Consider the following 15,870-nt stretch of genomic DNA (forward strand, 5'->3'; position numbering starts at 1 on the left):
CCATGAGAGCTCCGATCACCGCCCAGGGTGCGCAGCGTTTGCGCGCCGAACTCGAGAACCTGAAGTCCGTGCAGCGCCCGGCGGTCATCAACGCGATTTCCGAGGCGCGCGCCCACGGCGACCTCAAGGAAAACGCCGAGTACCACGCCGCCCGCGAGCAGCAGGGTTTCATCGAAGGCCGCATCAAGCAGCTGGAGAGCGAGCTGTCGCACGCGGAAGTCATCGACGTCGCCAAGCTCAACGCCGGTTCGCGCGTTGTGTTTGGTGCGACGGTGAAGCTGGCCGATGTCGATACCGACGAAGAGAAGACGTACCAGATCGTTGGCGACCTTGAGGCCGACATCAAGCAGGGGCTGATCGCGATCTCGTCGCCGGTGGCGCGCGCCGTTATCGGCAAGAGCGAAGGCGACACGGTGACGATCGAAGCGCCGGGCGGTACGCGCGAATACGAGATCCTGAGCGTCAGCTACGTCGGCTGATCCGTGACCACGCCCGTCGACGTCGCGTTCGTTCTGCCGCCGCGCTCGCGGTTCGCGGGCGAAGCGTTGCCTGCGTCGGTGGCGCGCGTGGTGGGTCGTGCGGATCGGTTCGATGCGAAAACGGGCGTCGACGCGCTGTTCGACGTGCTGCCGCGCGGCTGGCCTGCCGCTGCAGTGACGCGACAGGTCGAAGCGGGTGATGCGCGTGATTCGTCGTGGCTGCGCGCCGATCCCGCCTATGTTCGTGCCGACATCAACGGTGCTCGCCTGCTCGCCATAGGCGACATGCTCGGTCTCGACGCAGAGACCGCGGAAGCCTTGTTGCGACCGCTGCGGCCGCTGTTCGGCGACGCGGGCATGCCGATCGACGCCGGCCGTCCGAACGCCTGGTACCTGCGACTCGCTCCAGGTTCGCCGCTGCCCGCGTTCATCTCGCCCGACGACGCGCTCGGCAGCGACCTGTTCGACCAGATGCCGCAGGGCGCCGAAGGCAAGCGCTGGCGTGCACTGATGTCGGAAGCGCAGGTGCTGCTGCATCACCATCCGGTCAATGCCGACCGCCTGAATCGCGGACTCGCGCCGGTCAATTCGATCTGGTTCTGGGGCGCGGGGCGTTTACCCGATCACGTGACGACGCGTTATGCATCGATTCGCTCGCATGACGCGACGGTCGGCGCGTTCGCCCAACTGGCCGGCGCGTCGTTTGCGCCGCCGGGCGCCTGGACGACGCCCGAGCAGAACCTCGCCGTCGACTTGCGCTACGAACGCCGGCTCGACCGGCTGTCCGCCGACTGGATCGAGCCCGCGCTCGTGGCCGTCGCGAGCAAACAGGTCGCAACGTTGAGCCTGATGTGGGCCGACGGCGCGCGCTTCGACGTGCGCCGGTCGCAGTCGCTGCGATTCTGGAAGCGCCCACTGCGCGTCCTGGCCGAACGCGACGACGAATGAGCCGCTTTACCGCCCGACTCGTGCGTCGTCCCGTGGTGATTCCTGGCGACTGGGCGCACGGCCTTCATCCGGTGCTCGCACGCGTCTACGCCATGCGCGGTGCGACGTCGCTGGAACAGGCGCGCCCGAAACTCGCGCAACTGCATCCGCCGGAAACGATGGGCGGGCTCGACGCCGCGACGCGCCTGCTCGCCGACGCCATCGCGAACGACGCGCACATCGTGGTCGTCGGCGATTTCGATTGCGATGGCGCGACGGCCTGCGCGGTCGGCGTGCGTGGCCTGCGCATGCTCGGCGCGCGACGTGTCTCGTTCGCGGTGCCGAATCGCATCGTGCACGGCTACGGTCTGACGCCGGCGATGGTCGATGAGCTCGCGCCGATGCAGCCTGATCTCGTGGTGACGGTCGACCACGGCATCGCCTGCCACGCGGGCGTGAGTGCGGCGAAGGGGCGCGGCTGGAAGGTGCTGGTCACCGATCACCATCTGCCGGGCGAAGCGCTGCCGCCGGCCGACGCCATCGTCGACCCGAACGTGCGTGGCGACGGATTCGCGAGCAAGTCGCTCGCCGGCGTGGGCGTCATCTTCTACGTGCTGCTCGCACTGCGAAAGCATCTGCGCGAGCAGGGCAAGCTGCCGCCGAACGAGCCGGATCTTTCGCAACTGCTCGACTTGGTGACGGTCGGCACCGTCGCCGATCTCGTGCAGCTCGATGCGAACAACCGCGCGCTGGTCGCGGCGGGTCTGCGCCGCATGCGCGCGGGGCAGGTGTGCGCCGGGCTGCGTGCGCTCGTCGAAGTCTCGCAGCGGGAACTCGCGCGTCTCGGTGCAGCAGACATCGGATACGCCGTCGCGCCGCGCATCAATGCAGCGGGTCGTCTCGAAGACATGTCGCTCGGGATCGAGTGCCTGCTCACCGACGACCTCGCACGCGCACGCGAAATCGCGCAGATGCTCAACGAGATCAACGGTGAGCGTCGCGCGGTGCAGCAGCAGATGGTCGACGAGGCCGAGCGCGCGCTGGCGCGCGTCGAGCTGCCGGGCGGTGACCTGCCGCATGCCATCTGCCTGTTCGACCCGGAGTGGCATCCGGGCGTGGTCGGCCTGGTCGCGTCGAAGATCAAGGAAAGGCTGCATCGGCCTGTCGTCGCCTTCGCGCCCGCCGCGCCGGGTTCCGACCTGCTGCGCGGTTCCGCGCGATCCGTGCCGGGCTTCCACATTCGCGACGCGCTGGCGACGGTGTCGTCTCGTCGTCCGTCGCTGGTCGATCGCTTCGGCGGCCACGCGATGGCGGCGGGCCTCAGCCTGCGCATGGACGGGTTCGCCGAGTTCTCGTCGCTGATGCAGGACGTCGCCGCGGGCCTGCTCACGCCCGACCTGCTGCAGGCCGAAGTGCTGAGTGACGGCGAACTCGCGCCGGGCGAAATGGCACGCGCCTGCGCCGAGGCGCTGCGCGACGGCGGGCCGTGGGGGCAGGGCTTCCCGGAACCGCAGTTCGACGGCGAATTCGAAGTGTTGAACTGGCGCATCGTCGGCGAGCGGCACCTCAAGCTTGAGCTCAGCCTCGGCGGCCTGCGTCTGAACGCGATCGAGTTCGGTGGCTGGCGCGGCAATGCGCCGCCGAACCGCGTCCGCATCGCCTATAGGCTCGAACCCGACGACTACCGCGGCGGCGACGCGGTCCAGTTGGTCGTGGTGCACCGCGAAGGCGCCGTTTAGGCGCATTTGCGTGCATTTGCGCTGCCCCAAGGGGCAATTGGCGCGACCTGCGGCATCCCATAACCTGATCCGGCGTCCCTCCCGGAGAACGTGCGATGCCGCTGACCGTCAACATCGATCTATCCGACGATGACCTGAAGCACTTCGCGCGTGCCGCCGACATCGCGCGCCAGCGTGGCGCCGACCTGACCAACCAGCAGGTAGTGAGCGCCGCGACGGACATGCTGCGTAAGGCGCACGACAGCAACCCGCCGCAGTTCGTCAAGGACCGCCTGCTTGTGCTCGACAACCTCATCGCGATGATGCGCGACGAGGGCTGGGCGCTGGGCGACAGCGATGCCTCGAACGTGCGCGCGGCGCTGGTGTACTTCGCCGCCACCTCAGACGCGATTCCCGACACCGTGCCCGTGCTCGGCTTCGTCGACGACGCGATCATGATCGAGCTGTGCGCGCGCGAGCTGCGACACGAACTCGACGCCTACGACGACTTCACCGAGTTCCGCGATCGCGAGGCCGAGCGTCGCGGCATGGACGCTGCGGCGGTTGGTCGCGCGGACTGGCTGGACAGCCGCCGACAGGAACTGCAGGACCGCATGCGCCGCCGCCGGTCGCGCGATTTCAGCGGCGGTTTCGGCAGCGGCTTCGGCACCGGCTACGGGAGCAGCAGCGGCTATGGGCCGATCCGCCCGTACTCGCCGTCGAACGGGCGGAGCTCGGCGTTCCGCTTCCGCTGAGCGAACCTGCACGAAACCCCGCATTTCGGGCGCGGCATTCCGCATCGAAGGCCACCGGCATTGGTAGAATCGCCGGTTCCTTGCAATCGAACAGCGCCGGACATGATCGAGCTGAATCCCGTTCGCCAGCGAATCGCCGACCTCCGCGGTCGGCTGGATTCGCTCAGGGGGTATCTTTGACTTCGACCACAAGGTCGAACGTCTTGAAGAAGTAAACCGGGAGCTCGAGAGCCCCGACGTGTGGAACGACTCCGAGCGCGCGCAAGCCCTGGGCCGCGAGCGCTCGTCGCTGGAAAAGGTCGTCCACGGCATTCGCAGCCTCACCGACGGTCTCGTGGGCGCTGGCGAACTGCTCGAACTCGCGGAAATGGAAGACGACGAGGACACCGCGAAGGCGGTGGTCGACGACGTCGAGCGTTACGCGAAGGAGGTCGAGCAGCTCGAGTTCCGCCGCATGTTCTCCGGAAAGATGGACACGGCGAATGCGTTCGTCGACATCCAGGCGGGGGCGGGCGGCACCGAGGCACAGGACTGGGCTGAAATCCTGCTGCGCATGTACCTGCGTTGGTGCGAATCGCGCGGCTGGAAGACTGAACTGATGGAAGCCAGCGGCGGCGACGTCGCGGGCATCAAGTCGGCCACGCTGCGCGTGGAAGGCGATTTCGCGTACGGCTGGCTCAAGACCGAAACCGGCGTGCATCGCCTGGTGCGCAAGTCGCCGTTCGACTCGGACAATCGCCGGCACACGAGCTTCACCTCGGTATTCGTGTCGCCCGAAGTCGACGACAACATCGACATCGAGATCAATCCGGCGGACCTGCGCACTGACGTCTATCGTTCGTCCGGCGCCGGCGGCCAGCACGTCAACAAGACCGAGTCGGCCGTGCGAATCACGCATATCCCGACCAACATCGTCGTCGCGTGCCAGACCGGCCGCAGCCAGCACCAGAACCGCGACAACGCGATGAAGATGCTCGCAGCGAAGTTGTACGAACTCGAGATCCAGAAGCGCAACGCCGAGCGCGACGCGGTAGAAGCCACCAAGTCCGACATCGGCTGGGGCAGCCAGATCCGCAATTACGTGCTCGACCAGAGCCGCATCAAGGATCTGCGCACCGGCATCGAGCGCAGCGATACGCAGAAGGTGCTCGACGGCGATTTGGACGAGTTCGTCGAAGCCAGCCTGAAAGCGGGCCTCGAAGTCGGCGCCAAACGCACCGACGCCGCCTGATCCGACGCCCCGCGCACTGCGGGGCGCACGGCCGCTACCATCGGCCCTATCCCTTGAACTCCTGCCCTGCCATATGCGGGCCCCAGCGAACGCCACGATGACCGACAGTACCGCCACGCCGCCGACCGACGAGAACTTCCTGATCGCCGAGCGGCGCGCGAAACTCGCGCAACTTCGCGCGAACGGCATCGCGTTCCCGAACGATTTCAAGCGAGCGCATTACGCGGGTGACCTGCAGGGCGAGTTCGCCGATGCGGAACAGTGGACGGCGGAAGCGCTCGAAGCCGCGCCGCGCCGCGTCGCACTCGGCGGCCGCGTGCTGCTCAAGCGCGACATGGGCAAGGCGGGCTTCGCGCAGATCCAGGACGAATCCGGCCGCGTGCAGCTGTGGCTGAAGAAGGACCTGCTCGGCGATGCGTTCGACGTGTTCAAGGAACTCGACCTCGGCGACATCGTTGCGGTCGAAGGCGAGCTGACGCGCACGCGCACCGGCGAGCTGTCGATCAAGGCGACGTCGCTGCGTCTTCTCACCAAGGCGCTGCGTCCACTGCCGGACAAGTTCCACGGCATGGCGGACATCGAACAGCGTTATCGCCAGCGTTACGTCGACCTGATCGTGACGCCGGAATCGCGCGACGTCTTCGTCAAGCGCAGCAAGATCATCCGTGCGATGCGCGAGTGGCTGGATGCGCGGCGCTTCCTCGAAGTCGAGACGCCGATGATGCATTACATCCCAGGCGGCGCGACGGCGAAGCCGTTCGTCACGCATCACAACGCGCTCGATCTCGAGCTGTACCTGCGCGTCGCGCCCGAGCTTTATCTCAAGCGCCTCGTGGTCGGCGGCCTCGAGCGCGTGTACGAGATCAACCGCAACTTCCGCAACGAGGGCGTGTCCACCCGACACAACCCCGAGTTCACGATGCTCGAGCTGTACGAGGCCTACGCCACGTACACCGAGATCATGGACCTGACCGAAGACGTGATCCGTCACTGCGCGCAGGACGTGCTGGGAACGACGTCGATCGAGTGGGAAGGCGCGCCGATCGATCTCGGCCCGCGCTTCCGTCGGTGGTCGATGACCGATGCGGTACTCGAACTCAACCCTGAGATCGCGCGCGAAGAGCTGCGGGACCTCGAGAAGATGCGTGCGCATTGCGCGCGGCTGCGCATCCCGGTCAAGCCGTCGTACGGCTGGGGCAAGCTGCTGCTGGAAGTCTTCGAGAAGACCGTCGAACACACGCTGGTGCAGCCGACTTTCATCACCGATCACCCGGTCGAGGTCAGCCCGCTGGCGCGCGCCAATGATCTGGACCCGGAACTCACCGACCGCTTCGAGCTGTTCGTTGGCGGCAAGGAGCTGGCGAACGGCTTCTCGGAGCTCAACGACCCCGAAGACCAGGCTGCGCGCTTCCAGGCGCAGGTCGAGCAGAAGCAGGGCGGGGACGACGAAGCCATGCATTTCGACGCCGACTACATCCGCGCGCTGGAGGTCGGCCTGCCGCCGACCGGCGGTCTGGGCATCGGCATCGACCGTCTCGTGATGCTGCTCACGGATCGCGCCTCCATCCGCGACGTTCTGCTGTTCCCGTACATGCGGCCCGAGCAGGCGGGCTGACCCCACGCTCAAGTACGCCGGCTGGGCGGCCGATAACGAGGAGCAGGGCGCGGTGCCACCGGCTGGCCACCGCGCTATCCTCGGCCCACAGCCGCCGTACCGGTGTCTCGCCAACGGATGGTCCAATGAATGTCGTCATCGTCGATGACCAGACCAGCGCACGCACGATGCTGCGCCACATCATCGAGGACATCGGCGCAGAGCTGAGCGTCCACGATTTCGGTGAACCGCAGGCCGCGCTGGACTGGTGCGCCTCGAACGATCCGGATCTGCTGCTGCTCGACTACCGCATGCCCGGCATCGACGGGCTGGAATTCGCGCGCCGCTTCCGTCGCCTGCCGCGACACCGCGATATCCCGATCATCCTAGTGACCGTCGTCGGCGACGAGCCGATCCGACAGGCCGCGCTCGATGCGGGCGTTATCGACTTCCTGGTCAAGCCGGTTCGCCCGCGCGAACTGCGCGCGCGTTGCCGCAATCTTCTGCAGCTGCGCCAGCAATCGGAGAACGTGAAGCAGCGCGCGCTGTCGCTCGAGCATCGCCTGCAGACCACGCTTCAGCAGATCGCCGAGCGCGAACGCCAGATGTTGACGCGCCTGGCGCGAGCGGTCGAATACCGCGACGGCGGCGCGCATCCGAACCTGCAGCGCATGTCGGCGGTCGCCGGCATGATCGCGCGCGGTGTCGGGCTGTTCGACGACGAGGTCAGCCTGCTCGAACAGGCGACGCCGCTGCACGACATCGGCAAGATCGCGTTGCCGGACGCCGTACTGCACAAGCCCGGTCCGCTCTCGGACGACGAAATGGCGCTGGTGCGCCGTCATCCGGAAATCGGTCATGACCTGCTTTCGGGCAGCGGCACGCCGTTCCTTGAACTCGCCGCGCGCATCGCCCTCGGCCATCACGAACGTTTCGACGGCAGCGGCTATCCGCACGGCCTGGTGGGTGACGCCATTCCGATCGAGGCGCGCATCGTCGCCGTCGCGGACGTCTTCGACGCGCTGATCTCCGAGCAGCCGTACAAGCACGAGTGGGCGATCGACGCGGCGCTCGCGCATCTCTACGCCCAGCGCGGCCGCCTGTTCGATCCTCAGTGCGTGCAGGTGCTTGTGTCGGCGCGCCGCCAGCTCGAAGCGCTGTGCGAGAGTTTCCGTTCGCCGCGGGGCCGGCTGTCTTGATCGCCGCGCTGCGCCACGTCCGCCAGCGGTTCGCGGCTCGCGAGGACAGCGAGCATGGCCAGGCGACCGTGCGCATCGCTGCGCTCGGCGTCGTGCTCGCCTACCTGCTGATCGGCCCGCACGACAGCCAGTCGAACGCGTACTACGACGTCATGGCGATGGTGGTGGCGGGCTTCGTGATCGGCGCGGCGATTCTCGGCTGGATGTACGTATCGCCAAGCCGCAACCATGCGCGACGCCTGGTCGGCATGGCCGCCGATTACGGCCTGATGGCGGCCGCGATGATCCGCATGGGCGAGCCAATCGCTTGGGTCTACATCCTGATCATGTGGGTCACGGTCGGGAACGGCCTGCGCTTCGGGCGTCGCTATCTGCACGGCGCAGTGGCCGCGGCGACGCTGTCCTTCGGCCTCGTGCTCGCCAAATCGAGCTACTGGCACGCCAACCTGCCGCTCGGCGTCGGCCTGCTCGTCGGCCTCGTCGCGATCCCGATGTACCTCACCAGCCTGCTCGCCGCGCTGACACGCGCGACGGAAGAGGCGCGCCGCGCGAACGAAGCGAAGAGCCGCTTCCTCGCCAACATGTCGCACGAATTCCGCACGCCGCTCAATGGCCTCGGCGGCATGACCGAAGTGCTGGCGGCGACCGATCTCGACGCGGAACAGCGCGAATGCCTCAACACGATCCAGGCGTCCACGCGCACGCTCATGGGCCTGGTCGAGGACGTGCTCGACATCTCGGCGATCGAAGCCGGCAAGCTCAAGCTCCACAACGCCGACTTCGACGTTCGCGAACTGGTCGCGAGCATCGGCCTGATCCTGCAACCGCAGGCGCGTTCGAAGCACCTCGACTACCGCGTCTCCGTCAGCGACGACGTGCCAGAGCGCGTGGCCGGCGACGTCGCGCACGTGCGCCAGGTGCTGATCAACCTCGTCGGCAACGCGGTGAAGTTCACCGACCGCGGCTCGGTCACGCTGCAGGTCGAGAGCGTGCTGCAGGACGGGCACCGCACGCGGCTGCGTTTCACCGTCATCGATACCGGCATCGGTATTCCGACCGAGATGCGTCGCCGGCTCTTCGATGCCTTCGAGCAGGCCGACGCCGGTCTCGCGCGTCGCTACGGCGGCACCGGCCTCGGCACGACGATCGCCAAAGGCCTCACCGAGGCCATGGGCGGCACGATCGGCTTCGAGAGCACGGAAGGCGAGGGCACGCGCTTCTGGGTGCAGCTGCCGTTCCAGACGGTCGCACCCGCCGCCGAGCCCCAGACCACCGACGTCGCGTCAGCGAACGGCGAACCCGCGCAGCTGGGCGAGAACGTCATCGCCTTCAGTAACCCGTTCCTCCGCCACCGTGCACGCGTTCGCCCGCTGCACGTGCTGGTGGCGGACGACAACGCGGCGAACCGCATGGTGCTGCAGCGCCTGCTGCAGAAAGCCGGCCATCGTTCGACCTGCGTCGACGGTGCGGAGGAGGTGCTCGACCTCCTCGCCGAGTCCCATTTCGACCTCGTGATCTGCGACTTGCACATGCCCGGCATGAGCGGTGTCGACATGCTGCGACACCTGCGGGTGATGGAGGCGGGCAGCACGTCGCGCACGCCGGTCGTCATCCTCAGTGCGGACGTCACGCCGTCGGCGATCCAGGGCTGTCACGACGCTGGCGCCTGGGGCTTCCTCGCAAAGCCCGTTTCCACCGCGAAGTTGCTCGACATGCTCGGCGACGTCGCGGAGCGCGAGGGCATGCCGACGCGGGCCGCGAAACCTGCGGCGCCCGTAGCCGAGCGCAACGACGACACGGTGTTTGACCCCGCCGTACTCGACGAACTTGCGTCGATCGGCATGGGCGATGCGTTCGAGCGCGAGTTCACCAGCGAATGCATGGCGGACGCCGAACGTGGCATCACGCTGATGGAAGAGTGCGCGACGCGCGGCGACTGGACGGAGATGCGCGAACACGCCCACGCCGTAAAGGGCGTGGCGGGCAACGTCGGCCTGGTCCGGCTCTCGCTGCTCGCGGGCGAGATGATGCGTTTGCCGGACTGGCAGCTTTCCCGCGAATGGCGGCTGCGCCTCGACAGCCTGCGGGAACGCCTCACGCAGGGTCGCGACATCCTCGCGGCCCGCAGAAGCCGCGACGGACGCAACGATCCCGCGCTGCGGTCGGACTGACCTCAGCGCGCCGAACGACGCGCCTGCGCGCGCACGATGCGTTCCATCGTGCGCAGCGAGCGATCGTCGAGTTGCAATGCCGCGTCGACCCAGATCGCAGTGATCTCGAGCAACTCGTCGTAGCTGACCGAACGCGCCGCACGACGCACGCGGTTGAGCGCGAGATGCGCATGCGGTGCACGCTGCTCCTGTCGGATCAGTTCGCGGACCACGCGCTCGCCTTGGCCCTTCGGCGCCAGCACGTCGACGATGCCCATGCGGTGCAGCTCTTCGGCGGGCAGGATGCGGCCTTCGAGGATCACGCGCTCGGCCTGGTGCGGCGCGACGCGACGGCTCAGGAACGAATACGCACCCATGCCCGGGAACAGGCCGAACAGCACTTCGGGCACGCCCATCTCGCTGCCTTCCTCGGCGACGATGACCTGGCAGGCCAACGCGAGTTCCATGCCGCCGCCGAGTGCATCGCCCTGCACCAGCGCGATCGTGCGCACGTCGCCACCCAGCCCGTCATGCAGAAGATGCACGCCGTCGATGCAACGCGTCGCATAGTTCATCAAGCCATCGCGATCGCTCGCGCGGATCAGGCTCGCGAACAGCGCGAGGTCGCCACCGAGGTTGAACGCGCCCGGCGCATCCGACGCCAGCACGACGTGACGCAGCGGGCTATTGATTGACGACGATGCGGATACTTCCGACAGCATCGACCACATGTCGTGCATCAGTTCGACGCGGAAACACGGGCGGATGCCGGCGGCGTGGTCGGCGTGCATGTACAGCCAGTCGCCGGCACCATTGATGTCGGCTTCCACCCGAACTGTCGGGTGGAGTCGTGCGCGGTGCAACGATTCGATCGTGCTCATTTCTGCGGGTCCTTGAAGGGGAACCGCCCGCGGAGGCTGGTGGGCGCGGGCGATCAGGTGGTGCCCACCAGCCGATCCTACACCCGGCCCCGCATGCAAAAGACAGGCCCGCCGAAGCGGGCCTGTATGCGTCATACGCGGCGGAAAAACGTCACGCGGGCATGGGTTCCCTCAACTCGCGACGCAGGATCTTGCCGACGTTCGTCTTCGGCAGCTCCTTGCGGAATTCCACGTAGCGCGGAAGTTTGTAGCCGGTGAGGTTTTCGCGCGCGTGCGCGATGACCTGTTCGGCGGTGAGCGACGGATCCTTCGGCACGATCACCACTTTCACCGCTTCGCCCGACTTCTCGTCCGGCACGCCGACTGCAGCCACTTCCAGCACCTGCGGCATCATCGCGATCACGTCTTCGACTTCGTTCGGATAGACGTTGAAGCCGGACACCAGGATCATGTCCTTCTTGCGGTCGACGATGTAGAAGAAGCCGTTGTCATCCATGCGCGCCATGTCGCCGGTGTGCAGCCAACCGTCGGCGTCGACCACCTTCGCGGTCTCTTCGGGACGGTTCCAGTAGCCGCGCATCACCTGCGGGCCCTTGATGCAGAGCTCGCCGATTTCGCCGGTGCCGAGCACGTGGCCGTCGTCGTCCTTCAGGCATGCATCGGTCGACGGAATCGGCAGGCCGATCGCGCCGTTGTAATCCTTGAGATCCATCGGGTTGATGCACGCTGCGGGCGACGTTTCCGTCAATCCGTACGCTTCGACGAGCGTGCAACCGGTGACCTGCTTCCAGCGCTCGGCGACCGAACGCTGCACGGCCATGCCGCCGCCGAGCGTGAGATGCAGACCGGAGAAGTCGATCGACTCGAAGCCCGGCGTATTGAGCAGGCCGTTGAACAATGTGTTGACGCCGGTGATCGCGGTGAACTTCGTCTTCTTGAGTTCTTTCACGAAGCCCGGCATGTCGCGCGGGTTGGTGATCATGTGGTTCAAACCACCGAACTTCATGAAGACGAGCCCGTTCGCCGTCAATGCGAAGATGTGATACAGCGGCAACGCGGTGACGATGGTTTCTTCGCCGTAACGCACGTTCGTGCCGATCCACGCCGCGGCCTGCTGCATATTCGCGACGAGGTTGCGATGGGTGAGCATCGCGCCCTTCGCGACACCGGTGGTGCCGCCGGTGTATTGCAGGAACGCGATGTCCTCGGGCTCGATGTCGACGTCCGCATCCTTGAAGGGCAGGTGCTCGCCGGCATCGATGGTGTCGTTGAAGCGGATCGCGTGCGGGATGTCGTAGTCCGGCACCATCTTCTTGACGTAGCGGACGACGAAGTTGATCGCGGTGCGCTTCGGGAAATCGAGGCAGTCGCCGAGTGCAGTCGTGATGATGTGCTTGAGCGGCGTGTCGTGCAGCACTTCCTGCACGGTGTGCGCGAAGTTGTCCATCACGAGGATGGCGACCGCGCCCGCGTCGTCGAGCTGATGACGCAGCTCGCGCGCGGTGTACATCGGATTGACGTTGACCACCGTCAGGCCTGCGCGCAGCACGCCGAACAACGCAATCGGATACTGCAGGCAGTTCGGCATCATGATCGCGACGCGATCGCCGCGCTTGAGCTTGAGTTCGCCCAGCAGGTACGCGGCGAAGCGCGCACTCAGCGCGTCGACTTCGCCGTACGTGATCGTCTTGCCGAGACTGGAAAACGCGGGGCGGTCGCGGTATTTCGCGATCGCGCTCTGCAGGACGGACACGATCGACGGAAATTCATCCACGTCGACCTCGGCCGGTACACCGGCGGGATAGCTCGCCAGCCAGGGCCGGTCTTGCGTCATGCGATTTCCCCTTCGTATTCGCCGCTTCTGATGATGCGCCGTCGGATGCGGCCCCGTACGGTCGCCGGATTGGATCACACGCCTCGCGAGCGTCGCAAGGCGCGGTGCAGCGTAAAAGGCATCGGCCGCCAAAGCCGAATCTGTACGGCTCAGCGGGCTCGGGCGCCTGGCGAATGCCGGAAACGAGACGGGACGCCGAAGCGTCCCGTCCGGTGTTGCCTTGGTACAGCGCGTTACGCCGCCTTCTTCGAAGCTAGCTGGCGAAGCACGTAATGCAGGATGCCGCCGTGGCGGAAGTACTCGACTTCCTTCGGCGTGAGCAGCAGCACCCGCACTTCGAAGCGCCTCTCGAATCCATCGCCGCGACGTGCGACCACGGTCGCGGTCTTGCTCGCGCCGTCGTTGAGCCCTTCGATGTCGATCGTCTCAGAGCCTTCCAGACCCAGAACGCGCGCGTTCTCGCCGGCCATGAACTGCAGCGGCAGCACGCCCATGCCGACCAGGTTAGAGCGGTGGATGCGCTCGAAGCTTTCGGCTACGACCGCCTTGATGCCCAGCAGGTTCGTGCCCTTCGCCGCCCAGTCGCGCGACGAACCGGTGCCGTATTCCTTGCCCGCGAACACCACCAGCGGCACGCCGGCGGCTTTGTACTTCATGGCCGCGTCGTAGATCGCCAGCTTTTCCGGCTGCGCGTCCGAGTAATACAGCGTGTTGCCGCCTTCCTCGCCGCCGAGCATCAGGTTCTTGATGCGGATGTTGGCGAACGTGCCGCGCACCATGACGTCATCGTTGCCGCGACGGCTGCCGTAGCTGTTGAAGTCGGCCGGCTGCACGCCGCGCTCCATCAGGAAACGGCCCGCCGGCGAATCTTTCTTGATGTTGCCGGCCGGCGAGATGTGGTCGGTGGTGATCGAGTCGCCGAACAGGCCGAGGATGCGCGCGCCCTGCACGTCGTTGATCAGGCCGACGTCCATCGACATGCCGTCGAAGTAGGGCGGGTTCTTGATGTAGGTCGACGCGCCGCTCCACTCGAACGACTCGCCCTGCGGCGATGCGATCTCGTTCCAGCGCGAATCGCCCTTGAACACGTCCGCGTAATTCTGCTTGAACAGCTCCGGGCCGACGGTCGCGGCGATGGTGTCGCCGATTTCCTTGTTGCTCGGCCAGATGTCGCGAAGGAACACCGGCTGCCCGTTGCTGCCGGTGCCAAGCGGTTCCGTCGTCAGGTCGATGTCGACCGTGCCGGCAAGCGCGTAGGCGACGACGAGCGGTGGCGACGCGAGGTAGTTCATCTTCACTTCGGGGTGCACGCGGCCCTCGAAGTTGCGATTGCCCGACAGCACCGACGTCACGACGAGGTCGTTCTCGGCGATGCCGCGCGACACTTCGTCCGGCAGCGGGCCGGAGTTGCCGATGCAGGTCGTGCAGCCGTAGCCGACGACGTCGAAACCGAGCTGCTCCAGATCGCCAAGCACGCCGGCCTTGCGCAGATAGTCGGTGACCACCAGCGAGCCCGGTCCGAGCGACGTCTTGACCCACGGCTTGCTCTTGAGGCCGAGGCGGTTCGCGTTGCGCGCGAGCAGTCCGGCGCCGAGCATCACGGCAGGGTTCGACGTATTGGTGCACGACGTGATCGCAGCGATGACGACCGCGCCGTCGACGAGCTCGACGTCCTGTTCCTTCATCCGGATCTTCGAACGCGGTTTCGCGGCCAGGTGATCGGCCTGCGGCTGGTCGCCGCCTTCCGCGTCGAAGCGCTTGAGCTCGGACTTCTTCGCATCGCGGTTCGACGTAAGGCCGCCGAGGTTCGCGTTGTAGTTGTCCTTGACCTTCTCGAGCAGCACACGGTCCTGAGGGCGCTTCGGACCGGCGAGCGACGGCTTGACGTCGCCGAGGTCGAGTTCGAGCACTGCGGAGTACGAGGCTTCGGCGGTCGTGGCGTCGTGCCACAGGCCCTGCGCCTTCGCGTACTGCTCGACGAGCGCGATCTGCTCGTCGCTGCGGCCGGACAGGCGCAGGTAGTTCAGCGCTTCGGCGTCGATCGGGAAGATGCCGCAGGTCGCGCCGTATTCCGGCGCCATGTTGGCGATGGTCGCGCGATCGGCGAGCGGCAGGTGCTGCAGGCCTTCGCCGAAGAACTCGACGAACTTGCCGACGACGCCCAGCGCGCGAAGCATCTGGGTGACGGTGAGCACCAAGTCGGTCGCGGTCGCGCCTTCCGGCATCCCGCCCTTGAGCTTGAAGCCGACGACCTGCGGAATCAGCATCGACGACGGCTGGCCCAGCATCGCGGCCTCGGCCTCGATACCGCCGACGCCCCAGCCGAGCACGCCGATGCCATTGATCATGGTGGTGTGCGAGTCGGTGCCGAACACGGTGTCCGGGAACGCCTGCAGCACGCCGTCGACCTCGCGCTCGACCACGACGCGGGCGAGGTTCTCGAGGTTCACCTGGTGCACGATGCCGGTGTTCGGCGGCACGACCTTGAAGTTGTCGAACGCCTTCTGGCCCCAGCGCAGGAAGCTGTAACGCTCCATGTTGCGCTCGAACTCGATGCGGCCGTTGATGTCGGCGGCGTCCTGGCGACCGTAGACGTCGACCTGCACCGAGTGGTCGATGACCAGCTCGGACGGAATCAGCGGATTGATCTGTTTCGGCGAGCCGCCGAGCTTGGTCACCGCATCGCGCATGGCGGCGAGGTCGACCACGCAGGGAACGCCGGTGAAGTCCTGCAGCACGACGCGCGCCGGCATGAAGGCGATTTCGGTATCCGATTCGCTCTTCGGATCCCACGTCGCAACCGCTTCGACATGCTCGGGGAGCACGGTGACGCCGTCCTCGTGCCGGAGCAGGTTCTCCAGCAGGATCTTCATCGAGTAGGGCAGGTGCGCCAGGTTGAAGCGCTGGCCCAGCGTCGGCAGGCTGAAGTAGGTGTAGGACTTGCCATTGACGGCAAGCTGCGCGCGGGTGGCGAAGGAGTCGGCCATGAGGGCTCCGTGGAGGCGGCAGGGAACGCGGCGGTCTGCATCGGCGGCGCTAAAGGCCGGCCGGAACGAATCGCCCCGGAAAACCCGCTAATTATGCCGCATCCGGCGTCGTACG

At 66.6% G+C, this 15,870-nt stretch carries 11 protein-coding genes; 8 read left to right on the forward strand and 3 right to left on the reverse strand.

The genetic code is table 11. The annotated features are described in order from the left end of the window. Positions 1-2: 2 nt before the first annotated feature. The 8 genes from greA to ACVWZN_RS04625 all read left to right on the forward strand — a co-directional run bounded on the left by greA (position 3) and on the right by ACVWZN_RS04625 (position 10,074). Positions 3-479 (forward strand): transcription elongation factor GreA, encoded by a 477-nt coding sequence (gene greA / locus ACVWZN_RS04590; RefSeq protein WP_027083090.1) that lies wholly within the window; start codon positions 3-5, stop codon positions 477-479. A gap of 3 nt (positions 480-482) precedes the next feature. Then, positions 483-1,427 carry a phosphoglycerate mutase gene (locus ACVWZN_RS04595; RefSeq protein ID WP_456952793.1) on the forward strand — a complete coding sequence of 315 codons (945 nt, stop codon included), beginning with the start codon at positions 483-485 and terminating at the stop codon, positions 1,425-1,427. Then, the gene (gene recJ, locus ACVWZN_RS04600) at positions 1,424-3,145 is read left to right on the forward strand and encodes a single-stranded-DNA-specific exonuclease RecJ (RefSeq protein ID WP_456952794.1); all 1,722 of its coding nucleotides are present in this window, start codon (positions 1,424-1,426) and stop codon (positions 3,143-3,145) included. The genes ACVWZN_RS04595 and recJ overlap by 4 nt, the downstream gene beginning before the upstream one ends. A gap of 95 nt (positions 3,146-3,240) precedes the next feature. Beyond that, positions 3,241-3,879: a YkvA family protein gene (locus tag ACVWZN_RS04605; RefSeq protein ID WP_456952795.1), complete on the forward strand. Its 639-nt coding sequence runs from the start codon at positions 3,241-3,243 to the stop codon at positions 3,877-3,879. Positions 3,880-3,981: 102 nt separating this feature from the next. Then, positions 3,982-5,110 (forward strand): peptide chain release factor 2 gene (gene prfB, locus ACVWZN_RS04610; RefSeq protein WP_456952796.1). Its coding sequence is split into 2 segments (ribosomal slippage): positions 3,982-4,056 and positions 4,058-5,110, totalling 1,128 coding nucleotides; the frame shifts between segments, so codons are not numbered across the junction. 97 nt (positions 5,111-5,207) lie between these two features. After that, the gene (lysS, locus tag ACVWZN_RS04615; protein ID WP_456952797.1) at positions 5,208-6,725 is read left to right on the forward strand and encodes a lysine--tRNA ligase; all 1,518 of its coding nucleotides are present in this window, start codon (positions 5,208-5,210) and stop codon (positions 6,723-6,725) included. A 125-nt stretch (positions 6,726-6,850) separates the two neighbouring features. Further along, entirely contained in the window at positions 6,851-7,903 is a 1,053-nt protein-coding gene (locus ACVWZN_RS04620) for an HD domain-containing phosphohydrolase (RefSeq protein ID WP_027083095.1), read from the forward strand. Further along, complete coding sequence (locus ACVWZN_RS04625) at positions 7,900-10,074, forward strand: ATP-binding protein (protein ID WP_456952798.1); 2,175 nt, start codon at positions 7,900-7,902, stop codon at positions 10,072-10,074. The genes ACVWZN_RS04620 and ACVWZN_RS04625 overlap by 4 nt, the downstream gene beginning before the upstream one ends. Before the next feature lie 2 nt (positions 10,075-10,076). Here the strand turns inward: ACVWZN_RS04625 and ACVWZN_RS04630 are convergent, their stop codons facing one another. From ACVWZN_RS04630 to acnA, 3 genes are all read right to left on the reverse strand, one after another. Further along, on the reverse strand, positions 10,077-10,934 hold the full coding sequence (locus tag ACVWZN_RS04630; RefSeq protein ID WP_456952799.1) for a crotonase/enoyl-CoA hydratase family protein: 858 nt from the start codon (positions 10,932-10,934) through the stop codon (positions 10,077-10,079). Between the two features lie 151 nt (positions 10,935-11,085). Next, positions 11,086-12,768, reverse strand: a complete 1,683-nt coding sequence (locus tag ACVWZN_RS04635; protein WP_456952800.1) for a long-chain fatty acid--CoA ligase — start codon at positions 12,766-12,768, stop codon at positions 11,086-11,088. A gap of 233 nt (positions 12,769-13,001) precedes the next feature. Continuing rightward, entirely contained in the window at positions 13,002-15,755 is a 2,754-nt protein-coding gene (gene acnA, locus ACVWZN_RS04640; protein WP_456952801.1) for an aconitate hydratase AcnA, read from the reverse strand. Positions 15,756-15,870: the final 115 nt, after the last annotated feature.

This window comes from Lysobacter sp. HA35, from assembly GCF_054061195.1.